Raw genomic sequence first — 1,342 nt, 5'->3', positions numbered from 1 at the left:
CCTCCAGGATGGGCTTGGACTCGGGCACGGCCTGGCCGGCCTGCTTGAGCATGCGGGCCAGCTGGGTCGACATGTCGCCGTCCTGCACCACCAGGCAGGCGGGTGAATCAACGAGACGGGAGGTGGCGCGCACGTCCTTGGCCTTGTCCTTCAGCGCCTCTTTCAGCTTGTCGAGGATGGGCTTGAACTGCGTCTGCGCTTCTTCGGCGGCTTTTTTCTCGTCTTCGTCCTGCAGTTTGCCCAAATCAACAGCACCCTTGGCCACCGACTGCAGCGGCGTGCCGTCAAAGTCGTGCAGGTAATTGAGCGCCCACTCGTCCACGCGGTCGGCCATCAACAGCACTTCGATGCCTTTCTTGCGGAAGATTTCGAGCTGGGGGCTGTTCTTTGCCGCGGCCAGTGTGTCGGCGGTGATGTAATAAATCGCGTCCTGGCCTTCCTTCATGCGGGCTTTGTAGTCGGCAAAGCCCACGCTGACGGTATCCGTCGTTGAGCTGGCAAAGCGCAGCAGCCTGGCCAGTCGCTCGCGGTTGGCAAAGTCTTCGCCCAGGCCCTCTTTGAGCACGGCGCCGAACTCGCCATAAAAAGCCTTGAACTTGTCCGCGTCATTGGCGGCCAGGTCTTCAATCATGGAGAGCACGCGCTTGGTGCAGCCCTCACGGATCGCCTTGACGGCGCGGCTTTCCTGCAGCAATTCGCGCGAGACATTGAGCGGCAGGTCGGACGAGTCCACCACGCCCTTGACGAAGCGCAAGTAGGTCGGCATCAGCGCCTGGGCGTCGTCCATGATGAAGACGCGCTTGACGTAGAGCTTGACGCCCGCGGCCTTGTCGCGGTTGAACATGTCCATCGGCGCCTTGGCCGGGATGAACAGCAGCTGCGTGTATTCGGTGGCGCCTTCCACGCGGTTGTGCGTGGTGGCCAGCGGCGCTTCGCTGTCGTAACTGATCTGCTTGTAGAACTCGTCGTACTGGTCTTGCGTGATGTCTTTTTTGGCGCGCGTCCACAGCGCCGCGGCCTGGTTGACGGTTTCCCATTCGCCGGTCACCACCATCTCGCCGGGCTGGTCGTTTTCGCCTTCCTTCCATGCTTCTTTCTGCATCAGGATGGGCAGCGAAATGTGGTCGGAGTATTTGTTGATGATGCCTTTGAGTTTCCAGGCGTTCAGGTAGTCGAGCGATTCCTCCTTGAGGTGCAGGATGATGCTGCTTCCGCGCTCGGCACGTTCGAGCTCGCTGACTTCAAACTCGCCAGTGCCGTCGCTGCTCCAGCGCACACCCTGGTTTGCCGGAAGGCCGGCGCGGCGGCTTTCCACTGCGATGCGGTCGGCCACGATAAAGCC

1 protein-coding gene is annotated in these 1,342 nt (G+C 61.3%); it reads right to left on the bottom strand.

The features are described from left to right. The coding region (htpG, locus tag AC1D1X_RS23485) for a molecular chaperone HtpG (protein WP_477699369.1) at positions 1–1,342 on the bottom strand (1,342 nt) is incomplete at both ends.

Source organism: Polaromonas sp. P1_G4, assembly GCF_056405475.1.
Note: the sequence above shows the minus strand (reverse complement) of the source record. Positions and strands in the feature narration are given on the sequence as shown.